Source organism: Glaciimonas sp. OK215 (genome assembly GCF_057787885.1).
Genome location: NZ_JBYMEG010000004.1, coordinates 69,235 through 87,854 on the forward strand (window position 1 = coordinate 69,235; position 18,620 = coordinate 87,854).

Here is an 18,620-nt window from a genome sequence, read left to right on the forward strand (position 1 = left end):
CCATGACGCACGGTTCAGTGGAGCTCGGCGAGCAGCACTTTGGCCTCCTGCAGGTCCGCGGTGTCAAAACCTTCGGTGAACCAGCCGTAGGTCTCGGCCAGCATCTGGCGGGCGTCTCCCGGCTTGCCCTGTTGTCGCCACAGCCGGCTCAGCCCCATCACCGTGCGCAGCTCCAGCGATCGGGCGCGCTGCCGCCGAGCGATCGCGATCGCCTGCAGGAAGCAGGCTTCGGCCTCCCCCTCGCGGTTCGGCTGCCGCAGCTTCAGTTCCCCCTTGAGCCGATACAGCTCGGCCTCATACACGCGCGCTTCCGTTCGGTTCACCACGGCCAGCGCCTCGGCCAACGTCTTCAGCCCTGTCTCGGCTTGCCCGGCTCTTCCGTAGGCGTCGGCCAGCAGCGCCAGAAAATGCGTCCGCCAATACTCCGCCCCGGTGGCCCGGTAGGCGGCCAAGGCCTGTTGCATCCTTTCGATGCCTTCTGCTGCGTGTCCCTGCTCGGCCAGCGCCCAGCCAGAGAGAATGGTTCCGTAAGCCAACCCGAAAGGGAATCGGAAACGCCAGCGGTTGCCAATACCGGCGTCCGTGAATCCGGCAATGTCGGCGCAGTCAGTGTCGACTCGGACTTTGACCGCGATGATTTGATGGCCGGCATCAAGAATGTGACATCACAAGCCGCTCGCGTGATGCAAGCTTCAGCCCATTGGCGGCGGCTTACGGCGAGATCGCATATGGCAAACAGCGACGTCGATCTGCGACATGTCCGCAATAACCTGGGGCATGAATCCATCAGCACAACGAGTAACTACCTTCACTCGTCGGATGACAAACGGAACACCGAAACGGAACAGAACAGAAACACCGTATCAAGTGGTAAACTCCCCACCGCGATCTATGTCGTATTGACGGAACGTCCGAGGCCATCTCTGGGGTTACCTGTTCAACTCTCACTGTCCTTTACGCCTTCGCCCGTTGAGCAAGGGTCTACAAAGGGATTCCCGAAAAAAAGTATCAAGCCGAAGCTAATCCTAGGTTCTCGATCGCAGCATTTGCCTTCGCCAGCAAGGCTTCCAGTTGGCAAAACTCTTCCTCTGACAGCGTTGCGCTGATAGCCCCGGTCACATGATGGATTCTCTCTTTCAGCGACTCAAACACCCTTTTCCCCTCATCTGTCATCTGCAGATAAATGCGACGCCTATCATCGGTGCTCGGCGCGTAGCTCAGCAGCCCCTTTTCCACCAGTTGATTCACGGAACGGCTTAAGGCACCTGGGTCATGATCAAATGTCTTGGAAAGATCGCTGACGCTATCTCCCTGCCCTGTGGCAATACTGGAAAGCACACTCCATTGCAACGCACTCACACCTTCGATGGCCACCTGGGTTTCTACCTCATTCCACAATTGCTTTCTGAGGCGTTTGGCTAGAAAAACTATATTCCGAAGGCTGTACTCACGGGTTTCCATAAAAACTCCCTTCTAACGCGCCGCACGAGAGCGCTGAAAAACAATTTTAATCCAAATATCTGCCTTTTACAATCTCTGCCATTGACATTATCTGCCTAGGCAATATAATCAAGTCACATCAAAGGAGATTGCTGTGGACGCTGCTACTGATATCGGATTGGGTAACTTCTACGGGGGCGGCTTGGGCCACTTGATTAATGAAACGCGTAACGCGATATTGTCAGAAATTGAGAAAGGGTTGCTACCTCTAAATATTACTTCCTCGCAATTTATCGTGGTTCGAGGGATAGCGCATAAACAGGCGAAAACCTTGACCGAACTCTCCAGATTGCTGGGCTATGATACTGGCGCCATGACTCGCCTGATTGATCGCATTGAGCAGAAAGACATTATCAAGCGGGTCCGGAGTACGATGGATCGCAGAACAATCTACATAGAATTGACGTCGAAGGGCGAAGAGCTGTATCCGCAGATCATGGAGGTCGTGACGCGTGTTCACGAAAAACTGCTTGACGGATTTTCCGGGGTTGAGACCGCGCAGTTTCAGCTTTTTTTGCAAAGAGTCCTGGCGAATACGGCAAAGTAGTTGCAACTAGAAATATTTGTACCCAATCTTATGGAGAGCCGGAAGCTATGCCCTGGTTTTCAGTAATCCAGGGGAATTTTTTTAACAATTTATCTGCCTAGGCAGATTCTGTTTGCGGTGACTAATCATGCATCAGTTGAATGTTCCAGAATATAGCCAAAAAACCGAAGCTACATGGTTGCGTGGCATGGCAGATCAAACAAATGGAACTCTGCCCATTAAACACATAGGAAAATATGCGTTAAGTGCTTTGATTTTGGCGGCTGCTCTTCTGTCCGGTTGCGCAAGCACCGGAGGCCTGGAGCCAAGCGCCAGGTTAAAGAACGCGCAGGAATTGGCATCTTCAGAAAGTCTTGCCAGTCAAACAGTGTCTGCCAGTGCGTGGCCGACGCAAGACTGGTGGAAACGTTACGGCGATCCCCAGCTTGATCAGATGATGGCCGAAGCGCTGAACGACAGTCCATCGCTGCGTATCGCAGAAGCCCGGGTCCGGCAGGCGCAGGCTTATGCCGATTTGGCAGAGTCGACATTGTCACCGCAAGTGAATGGGAATCTTAAGAGCACGCGTCAGCAATTCAGCGGACATAGCGTAGTTCCCAAACCGTTGGCCGGCAGTTGGAATTGGTATAACGAAGCCTCATTGAACTTCAGTTATGAATTTGATTTCTGGGGAAAAAACCATTCAGCTGTCGAGGCTGCAATAGGCAGGGCTAAAGCCAGTGAAGTGGACGCCTATGCAGCGCGCGTGATCTTGTTGACAGCCATCACGCAGTCTTACTTACACCTGGAACAAGCCTTTGCACAGCAGGAACTCGCCGAAACCGTGTTGAAACAACGTCAGCAAGTTCTTGCACTAACTCAACAACGCGTTGCAGCGCAAATCGACTCTACCGTCGATTTGAAACAGGCCGAACTGGCCATTCCACTGGCGAGAGATCAAATAGCGCAAGCCAAGGAAAGCATAGGTCTGACCCGTAATCAATTGGCAGCATTACTCGGCGCAGGACCTGATCGTGGTTTAAAAATTGACAGGCCGCACCTTGCCACCGTGGCCGGAGCGGTCATTCCCAGCAATCTGCCCTCCGAGCTGATCGGTCGCCGTCCAGACGTGATTGCGCAGCGTCTACGCGTAGAAGCATTTGCCAAAGACATCAAGGTCGCCAAGGCGCAGTTCTATCCGAACATCAACCTGACTGCCTTCATCGGCTTCCAGAGCCTGGGCTTCGCGAAATTCCTCGATGCAGGAAGCCAGATTGCCGGCGTTGCACCCGCTATCAGCCTGCCCATCTTCGACGGCGGACGACTGCGCAGCAACCTGGCTGTGCGGGACGCCGAATACGATATCGCGGTAGAGCAATACAACCAGACGCTGGTCGAATCAATGCGGGATGTAGTGAATCAATTGGTTTCCATCCAATGGCTCGCAGAGCATATGGAGCAACAGAATCAGGCATTGAAGACTGTTCAGGAGGCCTATGAATTGTCGGTCCAGCGATATCGCTCAGGGTTGGGCAATTACCTGCAAGTGCTGGCAACAGAAATTCAGCTGTTGGCACAGCAACGATCCCAAATTGATCTGAATGCGCGCGCCCTGGAGCTGGACATCAATCTGGTGCGGGCGCTTGGTGGCGGCTACCAGCAAACGACACAGAACGACGCGACTCCAAATCCACCCACTCTTTCTTCCAGGTGAATCATGAATCAGCCTAACAATGTTAATGCTAACACTCCAGATACCAAGTCGACTGACGGCAAAAAGACAGGCCGAAGGAAAAAAGTTCAGATTGCCATAATCGGCTCCGCGGCGATAATCGCGGGTGGCCTATATTGGTTGCTTGCATCCCAAAATGACGAAGTCACTGAAGATGCCTATGTCGATGGCAATGTCGTGCAAGTCACGCCACAGATTGCCGGCACAGTCACCCTGATCGGTGCGGACAATACCGATTTTGTTAAGGCCGGTCAGCCGTTAATAAAATTTAACGAAGTGGATGCTCAGCTCGCCTTGGCCCGCACGGAAGCACAACTGGCAAAAGCAGTTCGTCAAGCGCGGGTCCAGTTTGCAACGGCAACCCAAATGAACGCAAATGTTACGCTGCGCAGTGCTGATTTATCGAAGGCGGAAGCGGATGTTGAGCGCCGCGCTCAATTGGCCAAGACCGGAGCGATTTCCGGCGAAGAGATCCGGCATGCCGAAGATGCCGTCAAGAGCGCCAAGGCGGCACTCACTGTCGCCGAACAACAATACGTCAGTAGCCAGGCACTGGTCGATCAAACCACTATCGCAACAAATCCCGACGTACTCAGTGCGGCATCCCAGGTACGCGATGCATTTATCGCTAAGAACCGCACTACATTACCAGCACCTGTGAGCGGAATTGTTAGTAAACGTAGCGTGCAACTGGGACAGCGGGTAAGCGCAGGCACACCCTTGATGTCCATCGTCCCATTAGATCAGATCTGGGTGAATGCCAACTTCAAGGAATCACAGTTGCGCAATCTACACGCTGGGCAAACCGTGAAGCTAAAAGCCGATGTGTATGGCGACTCCGTCGTCTATACCGGACACATCATCGGGCAGGACGCAGGAACAGGCAGCGCATTTTCCTTGATGCCGGCCCAAAACGCGACGGGCAACTGGATCAAGGTGGTGCAACGCGTACCGGTACGCATCGCGCTGGATCCTAAGGACTTGGCGAAGCATCCGCTGAAATTGGGCTTGTCCATGCGCGCAGAAGTGGATACCCAGGATCACCATGGCGCCGTTGTTACTGAAAAGCCCGCAGGCCCCCAATCCTACCAAACCAGCGTGTTTGCAAATGAAGTCCAGCAGGCTGATCGGTTGGTACAAGGCATCATCCAGGTCAACACCGGCGGCAAAAATTCTGCCGCTTACTAAGTCACCAGACCGACAACGACCAAGGAAGGTGTGACATGAGCACTGACAAAACGCAATATCCGCGACTCTTATTGGTGACCATCTTCATTTTGGTCACGATAGAATTCTTGCAGGCCGGAATGATCGCATTCGCAGCTGGCCCTATCATGGGGCAGATTGGCGCGTCGCCTGAGGAGTTCAGTCTGATAAGCGCAGTGTATGCTTGTATTGCGATTGCCACCATTTCCAAACACTACTGGCTGGTAGAGCGCCTGGGATGGCGCAGATTCCTCCAGTTTTCAGTCGCCATATTCGTTGGGGGAGCCTGGATCGCCGGGTCCAGTACCTCGCCACAGCGGTTCTTGCTTGGGCGTGCGGTGATGGCGTTCGGCGGAGCATCGTTCATGACTGGCGGCCGGATGATGATCAACCTGATCAAACCAGGCCCGGGAAGATTTACCGGCATCAAGACATTTGCCAGCGCATTAGCCCTTGCTAATGCGGCAGCGCCCTGGCTGGCATCCGTAGCAGTCATGCATGACCGCTGGAATGCGATCTTTGGCATCTTGATCCTGCTGGCGCTGACTGCCTGTGCGCTGGGAAGTCTATGCCTGCCGACCGATAAGGTAGCTGAAGATTTGCGCACGCAATCCCAACCCTTCTTTTTAGCGTGGATGATTGGCGGCAGCTTCCTAATTCTGTATGCATTGCAGCGCGCGTATTACGAGTTTTATACGAATCTCACGATGCTGCTCATCTTCGCCGTGCTCGCAATCCTGGCAATCGGGTACTTTGCACGCTCCCAGATCCAGCATGAGCGCCCCCTACTCCTTGTGAAGGAACTGATACAAGCACGTTATCTGATAGTGCTAGCGCTTTTTACTATTTGCTACTTTATATTGGGCGCCACCAACTACATGCTGCCGGTATTGATGCAGCGCGCATTAGGATTTTCGTGGGAGGCCATTGGCAGAATCGAGTCCCTAGGTCTCATCAGCGCGTTGTTCGGCTTCTGGATCATCGCGCACATCATCCCGAAACATCCAGGTCCCAGGAAATTTTATGTGGCGGGATTCGGCGCATTATTCGTGTGCGGCTGGCTACTGTCGGGAATTAACGGCAACGCCAATTTGTGGCGCGATATCCTTCCTGCCATTGTGTGCTTTGGACTCTTCATCATATTGACAATGTCCACCAACGCTTTACAGGGATTTAAGGACTTGCAACACAACGATGTCGCATTCTCACATGGACAACAAGTCAAGAACATGCTGTCACAACTCGGCATTGGTCTAGGTGTCTCATTTGCCACCGTGAGTCTCCAATGGCGAACCACAGAACATTATGGTGTTCTCCATGAACGCTTTGTTAGCGGCGGGGTTGAGTTCACTCGCTCCATCCAGCAATTGTCTGAATATTTCAGCTTGACTCAGGGGCCGCAACAAGCGGCGCAACTAGCTACGTCACAGCTTTCTCAGCAACTCGCTCAACAGGCGACGCTACTGGCAGGGATAGATTATTTCTGGTTACTGATGATAGTAGGAATCGTATTTGCAGGAATCATGGGCATTCAACGGACCTTAAAGTAAAGGATTGTTGGCGCCGATGTGCTATTGACCCCAGATGCCGACACTGGACTGACCCATCTCAACTCTCTGCAATCCTGCTTGTGGCAATGGGTTGCGAGGCATGAAGCTGGGTAATCAAAATACCGGCAGGTGGGTCAAAACTGTATCGGCGCCAACAACTATCCCTGCAGACGAAAAAGAATCGCAACCCCATGAAAAAAGCCATGAACAACCCCGCCCCAATCTCTCCTGAACTGGCCAAAGCTTATGCCGACGCCAACTACCACGTAGCCGACCCCCGCGCGACCTTCACTATCCGTCCCGGCGAATACTCGCCTGAATTGATGTCGCTCTATCTCGACAACGACACATTTTCGTCGGCGTTCTTAACCGCTCACAACCCGCTTTCGAACATCGTTACGGATGCGCAAAACACGGCCGCGCAACAAGCCCTCGAGGCCGAGCTGACCGACCTCGGATTCATGTTTTTTATAGGTTACGGCTGCGATGGAGATGGCGCGTGGCCGAAGGAAGTGAGCGCGCTTGTGCTCGGAATCGATTTTGAAACCGCCAAGGCGATATCGAAGAGGTACGGCCAGAATGCGTTTTTGTTCGCGGCCGATGATGCTGTGCCAAGATTGATTCTGAACCGATAAGCGACGTTCAATTGGTACCGGCGGGTCAATCGCCTGATGGCATCGCGCGATCGCGTGCGTCAGCTCGAGGGCGAACTGACGGCAACGTGGGCGTAACTCGGCTGCGCGTAATTTCCCGGTTCCGAGACGAATCGGCGCCGGAAAAGTGCGCGGCGCGGCATTGATCAAACGCGGAAAGCTATAAACAGAAAAGAATATCGGAGGTGTGTAATCTATTATGCATTGGCGTCCTAACGCTGGCATAGCCAGCACCCCGCAGCTAAATCGCGTATTTCCCCTACCCTCTTGAGCGAATTGGAGCCGCGTCAGTGAAACAGGTAGAGATCGACATCATCGGTTCCGAGTCGCCGCAGGCTGCGCTTGCAGGCCGCCTGCGTGCCGCGTCGGTCAGCGTTGTGCGGGTACACCTTGCTGACCAGAAATATCTCGGCACGGTGATGTCACGGACCTTGTCGATGAACAGCGGATCGGAGGACAGCTTGAATGTTTCGTCGCAATGTGGCTGCAAGCCGAATGCGCGCCAGATGCGCGTCACCGTGGTCTGATTGAGGGGCGCCGCCGTCGCCATTTGCCGCGTGCTCCAATGCGTTGTATCGGCCGGCCTGGTCTCGAGGGACAAGGCGATGACCTCTTCAACATTCGCATCGCTGATCTGCGAGGCTGCCCGGACGGGACGCGTCCAGCAAGCCACCGAACCACAGGTCGACAAAGCGCTGGCGCCATTTGCCCACTGTTTGCGAGGTCACATGCAAGCGTTTGGTGACTTCCCCGTTCAACGCGTCGCCGGCGCATGCCAGCACAATGCGGGCATGCAACGCCAGCGCCTGCGCGCTTTTGCGGCGTCGCGTCCACTCGACCAGCCGGTTGTTATCTTCGCCGTCAACGTCAACTCAGGCAACTGTCTTCCTCGTCTCATCTCGATCTCTCCTGTGCCATTTCGAAAAACGAGACAAATACGGAAGCTAATTGTTCAACGAATTAATGACTCAGGACACTAGAAGGGAATGGATGCCTTAACCCAGAATGCCTTTCCCTCCGGGCGATTACGAACATCCATTTCTTTTTGGTACTTGGCCGTGATGAAAAAGCCTTTGCCATTATCGTATTTGATGGAAGGACCAATTGCAAAAGCCTGGCCTTTATTATCTGCGACGTTCCTTCCATTTTGCTGATCCGAGGTGATTTGCTTATAGGCGTAACCACCGACTCCGGCCACCCAATTATTCGCGAAGCCGTAGCCGATTGTATAATCAAAATGAAGCTCCTGGCCCGACGTGTAGTTGGTATCCTTATTTTTTAGATTGAAGTCAACCATCAGCTTTACGTCCATATTCCATCCGGCCGGATCAATATAGCTCACCGCATACACAGGCTGAATGGTCCAATAGTTGCGCCCGATATTGGCCAATTCATTTTTGTTGTAACCACCTGTCGGCACAAAAAAATCCAGCCCCAGCACGCTGTGAAGATGATTGCTGTGGTGATAGCCAAGTGCCACCGCCGTGATATCTATGTCGCCGATACCGGTCTTGGATTGATGAGTGCCATTGACATTGACATCCAGATTCACCAGGGGAACAAGAATGGCGTGCGCTACTTGCCCACCGAGAAACGTGTTACCCGTTACCCAAACAAAGCGCGGTACTAGCGCATCGGCGGTCACTTTAAAACTCACTGGGACAGTATTTCCATTATTGTCCTTGAGCGTATCTGCGCTATAGTGTTCGGCATACAACAGCGTATAAAAACCGGGGGGTGGCAATGCGCCGACAAGTTGGCTTTCAGCACCCATCGGGTAAGTTGAACCTCCGCCTTCTGTCGCATATCCTGCTTGCGAGCCTATGGCAGCTGTGAATGCGATGCTCGCCAAATACGACATCTTCTTTATTGCCATGCCTGTCTCCTCATTAATTATTGATATCGAATCATTTCTATTTTTTAACTGGCACTAAGGCTTGTTTTTCCGCTTCACCTTTATTCGAAAAAACACTCCCCCTCCTTCTGTCGGAAGAGGAAAAGTGTGTGCCTGGAAGATGGAAGCTTTTAGACGCTACTTCGGCGCTGCATCAACGCCCAAGTTCTGCTGCGCTCTGGCCACCGATGCCGAAATGCTCCTTCGGCATTTCAGTCAGGATCACGCGCACGCTCTCCGGTTTGGCGCCAATGGATTCGTGCATTGCCTCGGTGATTTTGGCAATCAACGTGCGCTTCTGTTCAACCGTGCGACCTTCGAGCAAATAAATTTGGCAAATAGGCATATCAACCTCGTCTATAAAAATTATGGGAACGTCATCTCAAGCAAAGCGGACACTGACGCTGCCCAGGTCTTGCACACGCAGGGTGACGTTATCGCCGGCTTTCACCATGACGGCCTCTGTAATGGCGCCAGACAGAATCAGCGTGCCGGCCGGAATTTCCTCGCCGCGCTCACCCAGCAAGTTCGCCAGCATGGCGATTGCTGCTGCAGGATGACCGAGCACTGCCGCACCGGCGCCGAGCGCTACCACTTCGCCATTTTTTTCCAACACCACGCCGAGCGTGCGCAGGTCAAGGTCCTCGACTGGACGGATACGTCCACCAACCACAAAACGGGATGATGAGCAGTTGTCGGCGACCACGCTTTTCAGGTCGAACTTGAAGTTGCGGTAACGCGAATCTATGATCTCGATCGCCGGCATCACGAAATCGGTTGCAGCCAGTACCGTGCCGATGTGACAGCCTGGCCCCTTGAGCGCGGCCTTGGTAACGAAGGCAATTTCCGGCTCGACTTTCGGATGGATCAACTCGGAGAGTTTTACTTCGCCGCCTTCCGGCACGGAAAAATAATCGGCGAGAAAACCGAACACCGGCGTATCAACACCCATCTGCTTCATCTTGGCATGCGATGTCAGACCTGCTTTCAAGCCGACGATTCTGCAACCGCGCGCGATCTTGCGCCGTTTAATTTCATCCTGAATGGCGTAGGCATCATCCCAGTCCATCTCAGGGTGGTCGTCGGTAATTTTGGTGGTATCACGCGCCTCCAACTCGCAGTTTTCGAGATGCGCTGCCAGTTTGGCAATAGTGGCTTGGTCTAATTTCATGTCAGTAATCCTTGTTAAATCAATCCACGGGCACGCGCCATGGTGAGTGCGGTGTCTTCGATCATGTCTTCCTGGCCGCCAACCATGCCGCGACGGCCCAGTTCAACCAGAATGTCGCGCGCGGAAATCTTGTACTTGGCCTCGACACGCTTGGCGAATAACAGGAAGGATGAATAGACGCCTGCATAGCCCAGCGTCAGAGAATCGCGGTCGATGCGGACCAGGTGATCCATCATCGGCACCACGAGGTCTTCGGCCACGTCCGAAATCTTGAAAACATCGACTCCGGTCTCAATCCCCATGCGTGCGCAGACGGCGATGAAGACTTCCATCGGCGTGTTGCCCGCACCGGCCCCTAACCCGGCCGCCGCTGCATCGATCCGGTTGGCGCCGTACTCGACGGCAATCAGTGAGTTGGCCACGCCCATTGCCAGATTGTGGTGGCCATGAAAGCCCAGCTCCGTCTCGGGTTTCAATTTTTCGCGCAGGAGGCCGATACGAGACTTCACATCTTCCGGCAGCATATAGCCGGCGGAGTCGGTGCAGTAAATGCAATTGGCGCCGTAACTTTCCATCAGGCGTGCTTGTTCGAGAATCTTCTCGGGCGAAGCCATGTGCGCCATCATCAGGAAACCGACGGTGTCCATGTCAAGCTTGCGGGCATAGCAGATATGCTGCTCGGAAACATCTGCCTCCGTGCAGTGGGTAGCGACACGGATGGTGTGGACGCCCAGATCGCGTGCCATCTGCAAGTGATCGACGGTCCCGATGCCCGGCAACAAGAGCGCCGAGATCTTGGCCTGCTTCATCAACGGGATCACGCTGCCCAGATACTCCTCGTCGGTATGCGCCGGGAAGCCGTAGTTGACGGAAGAGCCGCCGAGACCGTCGCCATGCGTGACTTCAATCAGTGGCACGCCTGCAGCATCCAGACCTTGTGCAATGCTTTTCATTTGATCCAGCGACATCTGGTGGCGTTTCGGGTGCATCCCGTCGCGCAGGGTCATATCGTGGACCGTGATTTTTGTTGCTTGGCTTGTCATGGTTTTTCCTTACGCCGCAATCGGCTGAAGAGTGAGCTTGCCGTTGATGATCTCCTCGGCGAACATTTCCGCGGTACGTGCGGCAGCGGCGGTCATGATGTCGAGGTTGCCGGCATATTTCGGCAGGTAATCGCCGAGACCTTCGACTTCCATGAAGACCGAGACCCGATTGCCGTCAAACACGGGGCCATTCACCAATTTGTAGCCGGGAACGTATTTCTGCACTTCCTTGATCATGGCGTGGATGGATGCGGTGATCTTGTCGCGATTCGGTTCCGTCTCTGTCAGGCAGTGGATCGTGTCGCGCATGATCATCGGCGGCTCGGCCGGATTGATGACGATGATGGCCTTGCCCTTTTTGGCACCGCCCACTTTCTCCACCGCACCCGCGGTGGTGCGGGTGAATTCATCAATATTCTTGCGTGTGCCGGGTCCAACCGACTTGGACGATACCGTGGCCACGATTTCACCGTAACTTACCGGCTGCACACGGGAAATTGCAGCGACCATCGGAATCGTGGCCTGGCCGCCGCAAGTGACCATGTTGACGTTCATTTCACCTTTACCGACGTGTTCCAGCAAGTTTACTGGCGGCACGCAATACGGGCCGATGGCTGCGGGCGTGAGATCGATCATTAGCACCCCCAGCGCATTCAGTTTGCGTGAATTCTCGGCATGGACGTAAGCCGAGGTAGCGTCGAAAGCGATCTGGATGTTATCGGCCGCGATGTGCGGCAGCAAACCGTCCACGCCGTCGGCGGTAGTTTTCAGGCCCATGTCGGCGGCACGTTTCAAGCCTTCCGAGGTCGGATCGATACCAACCATCCAGACTGGCTCCAGAAAGGGACTGCGCTTTAGCTTGTAGAGCAGATCGGTGCCGATGTTGCCCGGACCGATCAATGCGCATTTGATTTTTTTCATGTTGGTCTTCCGTTGGAATTAATAAAAGCGTACAGAGCAACCACCGATGCCGCCGATGGAAACGCGCAGGTTGTCGCCGGCCTTTACCGGGAACATCGCAGCCAGCGAGCCAGACAGGATGACTTCGCCGGCTTTCAGTGCAATGCCCAGGCGGCCCAGGGTGTTCGCTAGCCACGCCACCGCATTGACCGGCCCTCCTGACGCCGCTGCACCAGCGCCGGTTCCGACGATTTCGCCGTTCTTTTCCAGCACCATGCCGCAGGTAGAAAGATCGACTTTGCGCGGATCGACTGCATGGTCACCCAGCACAAACACGCCACATGAAGCGTTATCGGCAACCGTATCCTGAATCTTGATTTTCCAGTCCTTGATGCGCGAATCGACGATTTCAAAGCACGGCATAACGCATTCGGTGGCGCGCAATACGTCGGCATTGCCGATCCCCGGCCCCATCAGATCGTGCTTCAGGATGAACGCAATTTCGCCTTCCGCCTTTGGCTGAATCAGGCGTGACATCGGAATCGCGTCGCCTTCGTTGTAAATCATGCTGTCGAGCAGGTAACCGAAATCGGGTTGGCGCACGTCGAGCATGTCCATTACCGCTTTGCTGGTGACGCCGATCTTTTTTCCTACGATGCGTGCGCCATCGGAAATACGCAGCGAAAGCATATGTTGCTGTATGTGGTACGCATCCTCAATCGTCATACCGGGCACGCTGTTGGTCAGCGGATCGATCGTTTTGCAGTCTATGAGCGCCTGATACAACGCATCGCCAAACTGCTGAATTTTTTGCTGTTCCATGAATAAGTATCCAAAAATGATGGTGATGACTTGGGGGGATTGGTCAGGATTCAGTCAAAAACTGCGTGACCAACTGGCTAAAACGGGCCGCGTGTTCGATTTGCGTCCAATGGCCGCAACGACCGAACACATGCAGTTGCGAGCGCGATATCCACGCTGCCAGGGTGAGGGAATTTGACAACGGAATCACCTGATCCTCGCGCCCGTGAATCACCAGCGTCTCGTGCGGAAGCGCCCGAATGTCTTGTTCCCGGCTGGTCAGCGCATCAACACCGGTTTGGCGCGGGGCCGGAAACATGGCTGAGAACGTCTCTTGAAAGCCGGGCTGGATACTGGCTTTGTAGCGCAGTTCAGCGAGCTCATCGGACATCAGGCTGCGGTCATAGGCAAAAATATCGAGTAATTTACGCATATTCTCGATAGAAGGCTGATAACCCCAGACCGCATCCAGACCGGGGGTGATCGGAAACGATACACCGGCGCTGCCCATTAGCACCAACCGTCTTACCCGCTGAGGATGGCGAATCGCTAACGCCAGCGCCAATGCACCGCCGAACGAATTACCGACGACATCAGCGCAAGGGATGTCAAGCGCATCGAGTAAGCCCACCGCCTGCGCGACCCAGGTATCAAGGTCATACTTGACGCCCGCCAAGCGCTGGGTGAAACCGAATCCGGCCACGTCGGGGGCGATCACCCGACAATGCCGCGACAGTTCAGGGATCGTCAACCGCCAGTTTGCCCAGGCGGTCACGCCCGGCCCCGAACCATGGATCAGCAGAACGGGCGCGCCAGTTCCCATGTCATGATAGTTAGTGGCGATGCCATTGATGGCAATACTTTTGCCGATCTCAAGATTGTGTGCGTGTCCCATGACTTCCTCAGAGTTTGATGCAAATATTTTTAAGCTCGGTGTAGAACTCAAGAGAATGCACGCCGCCCTCGCGTCCGATGCCGGATTGTTTAGCGCCACCAAAGGGTGTGCGCAAATCGCGCAAAAACCAGCTATTGACCCAGACCAGACCGGCATCAATACGACCGGCTACGCGATGACCGCGTTGCAGATTGGTAGTCCACACCGAGGCCGCCAGACCGTACTGCGTGTCGTTGGCGCGACGGATCACTTCCTCTTCGCTATCGAACGGTGAAATATGACAACACGGCCCGAATACCTCTTCCCGGCACACCGCTGCATCATCGGATAAACCGGTCCAGATAGTCGGTTGGACCCACGCACCATGCGCCAGGTCTCCGGCCATCACTGGCGCGCTACCGCCGGTGATAACGTTCGCGCCTTCTTCCACCGCTTTTTTGTAATAAGACAAGACTTTGTTCTTGTGTTCCTGACTGATAAGCGGCCCCATGTTGGTATCCGCCGCAGTCGGAACGCCGATTTTTAACGATTCAGCACCCTGCTTCATGGCGGCAACAAACTTGTCGAAAATCGGACGCTCGACATATACGCGTTCTGTGCCCAGGCATACTTGCCCGCTGTTGGCAAACGCCGAACGCAACGTACCTTCGATTGCGGCATCGAAATCGCAGTCGGCAAAAACAATCGCTGGATTTTTGCCGCCCATCTCCATCGATACTGGTCGTGCGCCATCGGCGGCGGCCTTCATGATGGCCGCACCGGTCCGTGTTTCGCCGGTGAAAGTGATCGCATTCACGCCCTGATGCGTGGTCAGATGTTCCCCTGCCGAGCCGGGGCCAAAACCGTGCACAACGTTGTAGACCCCTTTTGGAATGCCGACTGCATTCATCACCTCGCCAAGCAAGGTCGCGGTTTGAGGTGTTTCTTCGGATGGCTTGACGACAACGGTATTGCCGCAGGCTAACGCAGGACCGACTTTCCATGTCATCAACAACAACGGCAAGTTCCACGGGCAAACCACGGCAACAACACCGACCGGGCTGCGCGTGGCGTAATTGTGCGCGCCGCGACCATCGGGGGTTGCCATGTCAAAAAATTCGGTCGGCACGTTCTTCACCACATCGGCAAAGATTTTGAAGTTGGCCGCGCCGCGCGGAATATCCAGATGACGCGCCAGGCTCATCGGCTTGCCGGTATCGGCTACTTCAGCCGCAACGAAGTCATCAAAGCGACGATTGATTTCGTTGGCAACGCCATGCAGTAAATCGGCACGCTCCGCAATCGCCAGCTTGCCCCATGGTCCGTTTAGCGCAGCACGGGCGGCCTGCACAGCGGCGTCAACCTCAACTTTACCGGCCTCGGCGACCCGGGCAATCACTGCATCATTCAATGGCGAACGCTTCTCGAACATTTTCGTGGTCGATACAAATTCACCATTGATAAAATTATTAATCCGTTTCATCTTATTTTCTCCATCAAGGTTTTTTATTAAAGTCACGCCGCCAACCCAATGGCGGCCAGACCGGCACGAGCGCACTCCTCGTCCTGCGAGTCAGATGCCCCGGATACGCCAATGCCGCCGAGCCAATCATTGCTCTCCGCGTCAAAACGGATGGGAAGGCCGCCGCCAAACACGATCAAACGTGGCTGCGCAGAAAAGCCGAGCTTCATCCCCTCGTCATGACCGACGGCGGCCATCCAGTCTTTGGTCGGAAAGCCAAAACTCGCCGCCGTATAAGCCTTATCGATGGCAATGTTGATCGAATGGAGAAAAGCGCCCGGCATACGCAGAAACGCCATCAGATTTCCCCCACGCTCAACCACTGCGACATTGATGCGCCAGCCGTTCATTTCTGCATGGCGCACCGCAGCCTGCGAAGCGGCCAGGGATGCTTCCCACCCGATCGCCAACGATGTCTCTTGGATTTGCAAGATCAACCTCAGGTATAGACCGTGGTGAACGACTCGACAAGATCACCAGTGTGGTAAAAAATGCCGCGCCCGACGTTTTCCTCTGTCCAGGTGATCACCGGCATGTCGGGCTGGGCCAGATAGCCCAAACCGGCAAATGTTTCGTTCCTGTTGCCCGACGGGTCGAAGAAATAAATGGTTTCCCCGCGGGTGATGCCATGGCGCGTGGGTGCAACATCAATCTTGGTCCTGGTCTTGGCCATGACGTCTGCTGCCTTCAGGATGTCATGCCAACTGTCGAGGAAAAAGGACAGGTGATGCAAACCCGCCTTCGGCCCGCCAACAAAAGCGATGTCATGCGGTGTCGTGGTACGGAAAAGGAAAGCAACCGCTTGAATCGCTCCACCGGGTCCGACCAGTACCTGCTCGCTCAGATAGAAATCCATGGTTTCCATCATGAATCGGGTGTTTTCCTCGACTTTGTTGATGCCTTTTTCCGGATCTAGCTCACACATCAACAGACAGTGATCGAGCCAATGTGCACCGGCCCCTTTCAGGTCATCCGGCCACGGGTCCGGGTTGGTGGTGCCGACATCCTTGCCGGCGTGTTCTTTCTTAGCGAAGAGCAGCATTTCGTGACCGCTCGGCAGCATGAACTTCAGCGCCCGGCCGCATAGTGGCAAGCCGCCCTCGGCTACCCACTCGGTATGGATGCCGTACTCCTCGATGCGTTTCTTGAAACCATCGAGTTCGGCGTCGCGCTCGACCTTGTAAGCAACGTAATTCATTCCGGCGCGATCCGACGGCGTCAGGATCAGCGAATATTTATCCCATTCATCCCAACATTTGAGATAGACGTTACCGGCGCTGTCGCGATGCGTCACCTTCATGCCGATCACGTTTTCATAATGTTTGACGGCGGCGGCCATATCCATCACGTTAAGACTGATGTGGCCAATTCTCATAACACCCATGTCACTCCTCCTTATTATTTACACTACATAGTTGCGCCGGTAAAACAGCGGCACACTGACTTGCACATTTTTCCAACTACCCTGACAAGCAGGTCGGATCGGGGTGTTACCCGACACGCCAATACCACCGCTTTGTTTTCTTCATCCTCGGATACATGCGCCCGGCTCATTAATCCGCAGTCATATTTGCCCGCCAATATTTCTATCTTGCAGACACCGCAGCCGCCACAATGGCAACCTGCCGGTATTCCCTTGCGACCCAGGCTGGCCATGCCCTGCAGCACCGACGTTGCACTGGAACAGAAGAAGGTTTCTCCTGTCTGCTCAATCGTTATTTTTAACGCGCCTGATTCCGGGACTTCCAGCGCAACTTGCATTGTCTCCATGATGTGCGCACCGTCATATCTTCTTGAAGAGCGGACTCTTGGACTGTTGCGCATCGGTCGCCGAGATGAACTTCTCGGTAAAAATATCGGCCTCAAACAAACGTCCCTGCATCAGCGTGGTAATGCAAGCGTCGATCATCACCGGGGGTCCACACAGATAAGCCTTGTGACCCCGGAAATCGTTATTGAAGCGCGCCTTGGCAGCATCGTGAACAAATCCGCGGAACCCGTTCCAATCACTATTCTCTGGTGCATTTGAGAGCGTCGGCACATAGGTAAAGTTGGCGTACTTCGCCTCAAGCGCCTCGAACACTTCGTGGTAATAAAGCTCATCGCGACTGCGTGCGCCGTACACCAGGGTGATAGGCAGCTCACAATCATCTTCAAGCAGGTCGATAATCATCGAACGCGGACTGGACAAGCCCGATCCTCCCGCCAGAAAAATCATCGGGACCGCAGCCGACTTGCGAACGAAGAACCGTCCATAAGGGCCGGCCAGCTTGACCTGATCGCCGACCTGCAAATCCTGATGAATCCAGGTCGTCGCCTTGCCGCCGGGAACGATCCGTACATTGAGCTCCACCTCTGAAGCTGCCGACGGCGTATTCGCAAGCGAAAAAGCGCGACTTGCCCGCTCCCCAGGGATATGCAGGTTGATGTACTGGCCAGCCTGAAAGCGCATTCCGCTCGCGTCATCCAGCTTGACCCAAACACCCTTGATCGTTGGCGTGAGATTTTCTATCCGGCTCACCGTGCCGGTGAAGTCATTTACTGGCAGGTTTTGCGCATCCACCTCCACCTCGATGTCGGTCTCGACGGTGACATCGGATTGCAAAGTTGCGCAGCAAGCCAGCGTCAAGCCACCATCACGCTCGTAATCCATCAACGAAAAATTGGATGCCTCACCGTGGTCAACGTCTCCGTCCACCACCTGAATCTTGCACGTCGCGCAAAGTCCGTGACAACACGCATGGGGAAGATAGAGACCGGCGCGCAGGCTCGCATCGAGGATGGTTTGCCCATCCTCAACCTCAATCGTTTGCCCGATTGGTTCAATAGTCAACTGGTAGCTCATCATGTATCTCCTAGCTGCAACTGCCTTTGATGCCAGTTAGGCCGGGCGTACGAAAACGGATGACATCCTTGTGCTTGAGGCCGTTTTCCGCCAGCGACTTATTCGCGTCCGGCATCCATGGCCGGCCCGACTTGAACCACTCTGCCTTGCTCCAGTCAACCTTGATCCAATCAGGGTGGACGCCATAGGAAGCTGGCAAAACTTGTTCCAGGATGTCGCCGAAACGCATCGCTGGTGGAAAGGGAAATGCATACGGGGCGGCGAAAAATAAATGATCTTCCCAACCGATAAAAAGCAGCTGGTTGCCGTGAAAATTCTCGACGCGATCCTTCACCTCGCCGATATATGGATTGATTGCTACGACTGTCATCGTTGTCTCCTATGTGGTCAAACGCTAAGTCCG

Annotated in this window: 21 protein-coding genes and 2 pseudogenes; 7 read left to right on the top strand and 16 right to left on the bottom strand. The window is 54.5% G+C overall.

What is annotated here, in order from left to right; all coding sequences use genetic code 11:
• Positions 1-14: 14 nt before the first annotated feature.
• The gene (locus AC3CHX_RS30860) at positions 15-464 is read right to left on the bottom strand and encodes a hypothetical protein (protein ID WP_488645322.1); all 450 of its coding nucleotides are present in this window, start codon (positions 462-464) and stop codon (positions 15-17) included.
• A gap of 201 nt (positions 465-665) precedes the next feature.
• On the opposite strand from AC3CHX_RS30860, the pseudogene AC3CHX_RS30865 reads away from it, so the two are divergent.
• Positions 666-874: pseudogene (locus AC3CHX_RS30865) on the top strand (tyrosine-type recombinase/integrase); the annotation flags it as partial.
• A 134-nt stretch (positions 875-1,008) separates the two neighbouring features.
• On the opposite strand, the gene AC3CHX_RS30870 reads toward AC3CHX_RS30865, so the two are convergent.
• Entirely contained in the window at positions 1,009-1,461 is a 453-nt protein-coding gene (locus AC3CHX_RS30870) for a MarR family winged helix-turn-helix transcriptional regulator (RefSeq protein ID WP_488645323.1), read from the bottom strand.
• A gap of 133 nt (positions 1,462-1,594) precedes the next feature.
• Here AC3CHX_RS30870 and AC3CHX_RS30875 point away from each other — a divergent pair, with 133 nt between their 5' ends.
• From AC3CHX_RS30875 to AC3CHX_RS30895, 5 genes are all read left to right on the top strand, one after another.
• Entirely contained in the window at positions 1,595-2,047 is a 453-nt protein-coding gene (locus AC3CHX_RS30875; RefSeq protein WP_488645324.1) for a MarR family winged helix-turn-helix transcriptional regulator, read from the top strand.
• A 187-nt stretch (positions 2,048-2,234) separates the two neighbouring features.
• Positions 2,235-3,740 carry an efflux transporter outer membrane subunit gene (locus AC3CHX_RS30880; protein WP_488645325.1) on the top strand — a complete coding sequence of 502 codons (1,506 nt, stop codon included), beginning with the start codon at positions 2,235-2,237 and terminating at the stop codon, positions 3,738-3,740.
• Positions 3,741-3,743: 3 nt separating this feature from the next.
• On the top strand, positions 3,744-4,946 hold the full coding sequence (locus AC3CHX_RS30885) for an EmrA/EmrK family multidrug efflux transporter periplasmic adaptor subunit (RefSeq protein WP_488645326.1): 1,203 nt from the start codon (positions 3,744-3,746) through the stop codon (positions 4,944-4,946).
• A gap of 35 nt (positions 4,947-4,981) precedes the next feature.
• Complete coding sequence (locus AC3CHX_RS30890; RefSeq protein ID WP_488645327.1) at positions 4,982-6,514, top strand: MFS transporter; 1,533 nt, start codon at positions 4,982-4,984, stop codon at positions 6,512-6,514.
• Positions 6,515-6,705: 191 nt separating this feature from the next.
• A complete protein-coding gene (locus AC3CHX_RS30895) occupies positions 6,706-7,149 on the top strand; it encodes a DUF3293 domain-containing protein (RefSeq protein ID WP_488645328.1) in 444 nt (147 codons plus the stop codon).
• Positions 7,150-7,457: 308 nt separating this feature from the next.
• Here AC3CHX_RS30895 and AC3CHX_RS30900 read toward each other — a convergent pair.
• Positions 7,458-7,583 (bottom strand): annotated as a pseudogene (locus AC3CHX_RS30900) (aldo/keto reductase); the annotation flags it as partial.
• 189 nt (positions 7,584-7,772) lie between these two features.
• Here AC3CHX_RS30900 and AC3CHX_RS30905 point away from each other — a divergent pair.
• Complete coding sequence (locus AC3CHX_RS30905; protein ID WP_488645329.1) at positions 7,773-8,147, top strand: hypothetical protein; 375 nt, start codon at positions 7,773-7,775, stop codon at positions 8,145-8,147.
• Here the strand turns inward: AC3CHX_RS30905 and AC3CHX_RS30910 are convergent.
• From AC3CHX_RS30910 to AC3CHX_RS30970, 13 genes are all read right to left on the bottom strand, one after another.
• The gene (locus AC3CHX_RS30910; protein WP_488645330.1) at positions 8,144-9,043 is read right to left on the bottom strand and encodes a SphA family protein; all 900 of its coding nucleotides are present in this window, start codon (positions 9,041-9,043) and stop codon (positions 8,144-8,146) included. The genes AC3CHX_RS30905 and AC3CHX_RS30910 overlap by 4 nt on opposite strands.
• Positions 9,044-9,215: 172 nt before the next feature.
• Positions 9,216-9,407, bottom strand: coding sequence for a 2-hydroxymuconate tautomerase (thmT, locus tag AC3CHX_RS30915; RefSeq protein WP_488645331.1), 192 nt, complete (start codon positions 9,405-9,407; stop codon positions 9,216-9,218).
• 36 nt (positions 9,408-9,443) lie between these two features.
• Positions 9,444-10,232, bottom strand: coding sequence for a 2-oxo-3-hexenedioate decarboxylase (gene dmpH, locus AC3CHX_RS30920; RefSeq protein WP_488645332.1), 789 nt, complete (start codon positions 10,230-10,232; stop codon positions 9,444-9,446).
• 14 nt (positions 10,233-10,246) lie between these two features.
• Complete coding sequence (gene dmpG, locus AC3CHX_RS30925; RefSeq protein WP_488645333.1) at positions 10,247-11,275, bottom strand: 4-hydroxy-2-oxovalerate aldolase; 1,029 nt, start codon at positions 11,273-11,275, stop codon at positions 10,247-10,249.
• A 9-nt stretch (positions 11,276-11,284) separates the two neighbouring features.
• The gene (locus AC3CHX_RS30930; RefSeq protein WP_488645334.1) at positions 11,285-12,196 is read right to left on the bottom strand and encodes an acetaldehyde dehydrogenase (acetylating); all 912 of its coding nucleotides are present in this window, start codon (positions 12,194-12,196) and stop codon (positions 11,285-11,287) included.
• A gap of 18 nt (positions 12,197-12,214) precedes the next feature.
• Complete coding sequence (gene dmpE / locus AC3CHX_RS30935; RefSeq protein WP_488645335.1) at positions 12,215-12,997, bottom strand: 2-oxopent-4-enoate hydratase; 783 nt, start codon at positions 12,995-12,997, stop codon at positions 12,215-12,217.
• Between the two features lie 43 nt (positions 12,998-13,040).
• On the bottom strand, positions 13,041-13,871 hold the full coding sequence (locus tag AC3CHX_RS30940; protein ID WP_488645336.1) for an alpha/beta fold hydrolase: 831 nt from the start codon (positions 13,869-13,871) through the stop codon (positions 13,041-13,043).
• A 7-nt stretch (positions 13,872-13,878) separates the two neighbouring features.
• Positions 13,879-15,333 carry a 2-hydroxymuconic semialdehyde dehydrogenase gene (locus AC3CHX_RS30945; RefSeq protein WP_488645337.1) on the bottom strand — a complete coding sequence of 485 codons (1,455 nt, stop codon included), beginning with the start codon at positions 15,331-15,333 and terminating at the stop codon, positions 13,879-13,881.
• 32 nt (positions 15,334-15,365) lie between these two features.
• On the bottom strand, positions 15,366-15,803 hold the full coding sequence (locus tag AC3CHX_RS30950) for a GlcG/HbpS family heme-binding protein (RefSeq protein WP_488645338.1): 438 nt from the start codon (positions 15,801-15,803) through the stop codon (positions 15,366-15,368).
• Between the two features lie 8 nt (positions 15,804-15,811).
• Positions 15,812-16,756, bottom strand: a complete 945-nt coding sequence (locus tag AC3CHX_RS30955) for a catechol 2,3-dioxygenase (RefSeq protein WP_488645339.1) — start codon at positions 16,754-16,756, stop codon at positions 15,812-15,814.
• Between the two features lie 23 nt (positions 16,757-16,779).
• Positions 16,780-17,133 (bottom strand): 2Fe-2S iron-sulfur cluster-binding protein, encoded by a 354-nt coding sequence (locus AC3CHX_RS30960; RefSeq protein ID WP_488645340.1) that lies wholly within the window; start codon positions 17,131-17,133, stop codon positions 16,780-16,782.
• 22 nt (positions 17,134-17,155) lie between these two features.
• The gene (locus AC3CHX_RS30965) at positions 17,156-18,217 is read right to left on the bottom strand and encodes a 2Fe-2S iron-sulfur cluster-binding protein (protein ID WP_488645411.1); all 1,062 of its coding nucleotides are present in this window, start codon (positions 18,215-18,217) and stop codon (positions 17,156-17,158) included.
• A 10-nt stretch (positions 18,218-18,227) separates the two neighbouring features.
• Positions 18,228-18,587 (bottom strand): phenol hydroxylase subunit P4, encoded by a 360-nt coding sequence (locus AC3CHX_RS30970; protein ID WP_488645341.1) that lies wholly within the window; start codon positions 18,585-18,587, stop codon positions 18,228-18,230.
• Positions 18,588-18,620: the final 33 nt, after the last annotated feature.

Coding starts and splice junctions, on each gene's coding strand:
- AC3CHX_RS30860 (WP_488645322.1), bottom strand. CDS start 464: ATGCAACAGGCCTTGGCCGCCTACCGGGCCACCGGGGCGGAGTATTGG.
- AC3CHX_RS30870 (WP_488645323.1), bottom strand. CDS start 1,461: ATGGAAACCCGTGAGTACAGCCTTCGGAATATAGTTTTTCTAGCCAAA.
- AC3CHX_RS30880 (WP_488645325.1), top strand. CDS start 2,235: ATGGCAGATCAAACAAATGGAACTCTGCCCATTAAACACATAGGAAAA.
- AC3CHX_RS30885 (WP_488645326.1), top strand. CDS start 3,744: ATGAATCAGCCTAACAATGTTAATGCTAACACTCCAGATACCAAGTCG.
- AC3CHX_RS30890 (WP_488645327.1), top strand. CDS start 4,982: ATGAGCACTGACAAAACGCAATATCCGCGACTCTTATTGGTGACCATC.
- AC3CHX_RS30895 (WP_488645328.1), top strand. CDS start 6,706: ATGAAAAAAGCCATGAACAACCCCGCCCCAATCTCTCCTGAACTGGCC.
- AC3CHX_RS30905 (WP_488645329.1), top strand. CDS start 7,773: ATGACCTCTTCAACATTCGCATCGCTGATCTGCGAGGCTGCCCGGACG.
- AC3CHX_RS30910 (WP_488645330.1), bottom strand. CDS start 9,043: ATGGCAATAAAGAAGATGTCGTATTTGGCGAGCATCGCATTCACAGCT.
- thmT (WP_488645331.1), bottom strand. CDS start 9,407: ATGCCTATTTGCCAAATTTATTTGCTCGAAGGTCGCACGGTTGAACAG.
- dmpH (WP_488645332.1), bottom strand. CDS start 10,232: ATGAAATTAGACCAAGCCACTATTGCCAAACTGGCAGCGCATCTCGAA.
- dmpG (WP_488645333.1), bottom strand. CDS start 11,275: ATGACAAGCCAAGCAACAAAAATCACGGTCCACGATATGACCCTGCGC.
- AC3CHX_RS30930 (WP_488645334.1), bottom strand. CDS start 12,196: ATGAAAAAAATCAAATGCGCATTGATCGGTCCGGGCAACATCGGCACC.
- dmpE (WP_488645335.1), bottom strand. CDS start 12,997: ATGGAACAGCAAAAAATTCAGCAGTTTGGCGATGCGTTGTATCAGGCG.
- AC3CHX_RS30940 (WP_488645336.1), bottom strand. CDS start 13,871: ATGGGACACGCACACAATCTTGAGATCGGCAAAAGTATTGCCATCAAT.
- AC3CHX_RS30945 (WP_488645337.1), bottom strand. CDS start 15,333: ATGAAACGGATTAATAATTTTATCAATGGTGAATTTGTATCGACCACG.
- AC3CHX_RS30955 (WP_488645339.1), bottom strand. CDS start 16,756: ATGGGTGTTATGAGAATTGGCCACATCAGTCTTAACGTGATGGATATG.
- AC3CHX_RS30960 (WP_488645340.1), bottom strand. CDS start 17,133: ATGCAAGTTGCGCTGGAAGTCCCGGAATCAGGCGCGTTAAAAATAACG.
- AC3CHX_RS30965 (WP_488645411.1), bottom strand. CDS start 18,217: ATGAGCTACCAGTTGACTATTGAACCAATCGGGCAAACGATTGAGGTT.
- AC3CHX_RS30970 (WP_488645341.1), bottom strand. CDS start 18,587: ATGACAGTCGTAGCAATCAATCCATATATCGGCGAGGTGAAGGATCGC.